The 4,520-nt window shown below is 68.6% G+C and carries 3 protein-coding genes; all 3 read left to right on the top strand.

Going from position 1 to position 4,520, the window contains the following annotated elements; all coding sequences use genetic code 11:
- Positions 1–863, top strand: an 863-nt coding sequence (locus I55_RS31285) for an MFS transporter (protein WP_044564645.1), incomplete at its 5' end; no start/stop codon positions are given.
- 302 nt (positions 864–1,165) lie between these two features.
- Entirely contained in the window at positions 1,166–3,187 is a 2,022-nt protein-coding gene (locus I55_RS31280; RefSeq protein ID WP_159107312.1) for a methyl-accepting chemotaxis protein, read from the top strand.
- 133 nt (positions 3,188–3,320) lie between these two features.
- Positions 3,321–4,475, top strand: coding sequence for a catalase family peroxidase (locus I55_RS31275; protein ID WP_049974683.1), 1,155 nt, complete (start codon positions 3,321–3,323; stop codon positions 4,473–4,475).
- Positions 4,476–4,520: the final 45 nt, after the last annotated feature.

Below are 4,520 nucleotides of genomic sequence, written 5' to 3'. Positions count from 1 at the left end.
GCGCGGTCGTCGCCTCCGGCCTGGTGCCCCGCCACCGCCGGGCGCAGGCCGTGGCCCTGATGTTCTCCGGCCTGACGCTGGCCAATGTGCTGGGGGTGCCGCTGGGCACCGCCCTGGGGCATGAGATGGGCTGGCGCGCCACCTTCTGGGCCGTCGTCGTCATCGGCCTGGCCGCCGCCACGGCGCTGAGCGTCTGGCTACCCGGCACCCTGCCCGGCGGCAGCGGCGGTGGCCTGCTGGGCGAATTCCGCGTGCTGGCCCGGCCGCAGGTCATCATGGCCATGATGATCAGCGTCATCTCCTCCGCCAGCCTGTTCAGCGTGCTGACCTACATCACCCCGCTGCTGGAGCATGTCACCGGCTTCACCCCCGACCAGGTGACCTACGTCCTGCTGCTGTTCGGCGTGGGGCTGACGGTCGGCAACCTGGTGGGCGGACGCCTGGCCGACTGGAAGATGATGCCCGTGGTCATGACCACGTTCGGCATCATCACCCTGATCCTGGTGGCCCTGGTGTGGACCAGCGCCACGCCGATGGGTGCCGTACCCACCCTGGTGCTGTGGGGCATCGCCGCCTTCTCCGTCGGCTCACCCCTGCAGATGCGGGTGGTGGACCAGGCGCGCGGCGCGCCCAACCTGGCCTCCACCCTGAACCAGGGCGCCTTCAACATGGGCAATGCCCTGGGCGCCTGGTTCGGCGGCATCGCCATCAACCACGGCATCGCCTACGCCCACCTGCCATGGCTGGGCGCCGCCCTGGCCGTCTGCGCCCTGACCCTGACCGCCGTTTCCGCCGCCACCGACAAAGGCAGCCCCCATGCCGAAGGCCTGGAAGACGACGACTGCCCCAGCTTCGCGCACTGAGGCTTTTGAGGCGCGCCCACTTCCAACCCACTGACGCTTCATCCACGGCCCCCACCCAGGCGCCGGCGAACGCCTTCACCCTGGCGATGGGGATATAACCTTTAGTGGATAATTGGCGATTCATCGCACCAAATCAAATCACCCCCTGCGGATTTTAACGTTTTATTCACCGCATCCCATCTTTCTATCAATGATTGTTCATCTGCGCCTCTGACATCTGCACGGCCGTATTCTATTCATCGCGGCCGCCTCTAGCCGGGGATAGCGCCATGATTCTTACGATCCGACATAAACTACTGGGTATGGTGGGAAGCCTTGCGTTACTGACAGCCACCCTGGCTGTTCCCCAAGCCTATGTCGCCGTGCGCAATCTTGGGGCCGCCCGGCACCTGACGGCGACACAGGCGGCCACGGCGGCAATTCTGGAAGCCGCCCGGCTGACAGCGGCTGAAAGAGGCATGACCAACGCCGCCCTGTCGGCGGTATCAGCGGATGCCCCGGCGCGCAACGCCGCCGCCGCCTCCCGTGATCAGGCGGTGCAGGCGACGACCGAGGCCCTGGCCAGCGCGCGAACGGCGGGGCTGGACATCCAGGACCTCCATACAAAATTGCAATCCCTGGACATGGCCCGCAAGGCGGCGTGGGCCGGGCTGGACGGCACGGGGCCCCGCAGCGCTCCGGACGCCTGGTTCCGCGTGGCCACCAGCACGATCGATGCGATGCTGACCCTCATGGACCAGTTGGGGGACGCCCTGCCCGCAACGGCGGATACCCGGATGATGGGCAGCTTGGCGCTGGCCGGCCACCTGGCGCAGTTGAGTGAACATCTCGGCCGCGCACGCGGCCTCCTCGCCGGGGTTCTGACGGCTGGCAGGCCACTCACCCCCGCGCAGATCGAGGCTGTGGGCAAATCGGACGGCGCCGCGAAACTAAGCCTGGCCAGCGCCGACGCCTACGCGGCAAGGCAAGGGGCTGCCGTTGCCACCGCGCTGGCCCAGGCGCAGGCGAGCCTGGACACAGTCGATGCCCTGCGGACGCGGGTGATGGCGGCGTCAACCGAGGGTGTGCCTTATCCGGTGGATGCGGCGACCTGGTTCAAGACGGTCACCGACGCCATCACCCAGGTGACGATCGCCCGGCGCGAAGTTGAAAGCGAGACGCGCGCCCAGATCGGCCGCCTGCGGGCCACCGCTTTCCTCCACCTGCTGACCAGCCTGGGACTGGTATCGCTATGCGCCGTGGTGGTGGTGGCGTCCCTGTGGGTGGTCGTCAATCAGTTGCTGCGCCCGTTGGATGCGCTCCGGCGGACCATCACCCGTTTCGCGGTCAAAGACTATAGCGTCGAGGTCCCCGGCCTGGAGCGCAAGGACGAGATCGGTGAGATGGCGACGGCCGTCGCGTCGTTGCGGGAGAACGCGCAGCGCGCCGACGTCCTGGCCGAGGAGCAGCGGAAGGAGGCGCTGGCCAAGGAGGCGCGGCGCCAGCGGCTGGAAACCGCCACACGGGAATTCGCCAGTTCGATCGACCAGGTGGTGTCGGGATTCTCCGCCGCGGAGGCGGCCTTGCGCAACGCGGCGGGGGACCTTACCAGCTCGGCGGACGACACCCTGACGCTGTCCAGCACCGTGGCCGGCGCCGCGGAGGAAACCTCGGCCAACGTCCAGACCGTGGCATCGGCGGCGGAACAGTTGAGCCAGTCCATCAACGAAATCGCCCATCAGATGGCGCAGGCCACCGACACGTCGGTCGCCGCGGTGCGCGAAACCACGGAAACCAAACGCTCCATCGACAGCCTGGCAAACGCCGCGCAGCGCATCGGCCAAGTCATCAGCCTGATCGAGGACATCGCCCAGCAGACCAACATGCTGGCGCTCAACGCCACCATCGAGGCGGCGCGTGCCGGAGAGGCCGGCAGGGGGTTCGCCGTCGTGGCGGGCGAGGTGAAGGCGTTGGCGTCGCAGACGGCGAAGGCCACGGAGGATATCCAGGCGCAGGTCCACGCCATTCAAAAGGAAACAGCCCAGGCGGTGGCGGCCATCGACGGGATCGCCTTGACCATCGGGAACATGAGCGAAATCACCACCACCGTGGCGTCGGCGGTGGAACAGCAAGGGGCGGCGACACGGGAAATCGCCCGCAACGTTCAGCAGGCCTCCGCAGGAACGCGCGCCGTTTCCGCCAACATCGCCGGCGTCCGGCAGGCGGCGGATGGAACCGGCTGCGCCACCAGCAGCGTCGTCACCTCCTCCGACGCCTTGGGGCGGGAAGCCGACACACTGAAGAGCGTCGTGAGCCGGTTCCTCACCTCGGTGAATGCCGCCTGAGCCAACCGTCGAACCCCCTGGAGGGTTTTTCGAAAAAATATCGAGCCACACGGAATAAACCAGCGGCGGCGGCGTCAACATCGGTAGCGGTCCCCAAGGGGGCCCCCTGAAAAGGCCGAAAGGGACCCCGCCCATGCCTGGTTCGTACCATTTGCAGGATATCCTCAGCCGCCGCGGCCTGGTGTCGCTGCTGGCCATCGCCGCCGTGGCCGGTGGCGCCACCGCCGCCTTCGCCTACACCGGCGGCTGGCTGTCACCCGGCCGGCTAAAGCCCGCCAAGATCATCAACGCGCTGGAGGGGCATGACGGCCGGCATGAAGGCTTTCGCCGTGCCCATGCCAAGGGCCTGTGCGTGGTCGGCCACTTCGACGGCAACGGCCAGGGCCTGGGTCTCAGCAAGGCCAGCCTGTTCCGCCAGGCGGTGACCCCGGTCATCGGCCGCTTCTCGCTGGCGGGCGGCGTGCCCAATGCCGGCGACGGCCGCGTCACCTTCCACAGCCTGGCTTTGAAGTTCGACCTGCCGGGCGGGGAGCAGTGGCGCATGGCCATGAACCATGTGCCGGTCTTCCCCGTGGCCACGCCGCAGGCCTTTCTGGACTTCCAGCTGGCGACCACGCCCGATCCCGCCACCGGCAAGCCGGACCCGGCCAAGGTTCAGGCCTATATGGCCCGGCACCCTGAAACCAAGGCCTTCGCCGACTACATGGCCAAGGCCCCCCTGCCCAGCAGCTTCGCCAACGCCAGCTACAACAGCGTCAACGCCTTCCGCTTCACGTCCGACCAGGGCCAAACCCGGCTTGTGCGCTGGATCTTCACGCCCGAGGCCCCGTTCGCGGAACTGGACAAGGCGACGCTGGCCAGCCAGCCGCGCGACTTCCTGTTCGATGAGGTGGCGGGCCGCCTGGCCCAGGGCCCCCTGGTCTGGCACATGTCGGTCATCCTGCCCAACGCCGGCGACCCCACCGATGACGCCACCAAGCCCTGGCCGGACGACCGCCAGCGCATCGAGGTCGGCACCCTGACCATCGACCGCGCGGTGACGGAGGATGACGGCCCCTGCCGTGACGTGAACTTCGACCCCACCATCCTGCCCGCCGGCGTGGCGGCGTCGGACGACCCGTTGCTGGCGGCCCGCTCCTCCGTCTACGCCGTGGGCTACACCCGCCGCACGGGTGAACCGGCGGCGCCCAGCGCGCTGGCCCATGACCCCGCCTTCCCCGCCCCCGCCCCCAACGGGCCCAACGCCGCCAGCCCGCAGCCCCAGCCCGCGAAGGAACCCGCGCAATGACCCCGCCCCCCTTTAGCGCCGCCGCCCGGCTGCTGCACTGGCTGA

This window comes from Azospirillum sp. B4 (genome assembly GCF_000333275.1).
Lineage (GTDB): Bacteria > Pseudomonadota > Alphaproteobacteria > Azospirillales > Azospirillaceae > Nitrospirillum.
This window is presented reverse-complemented; position numbering and strand designations above follow the sequence as displayed.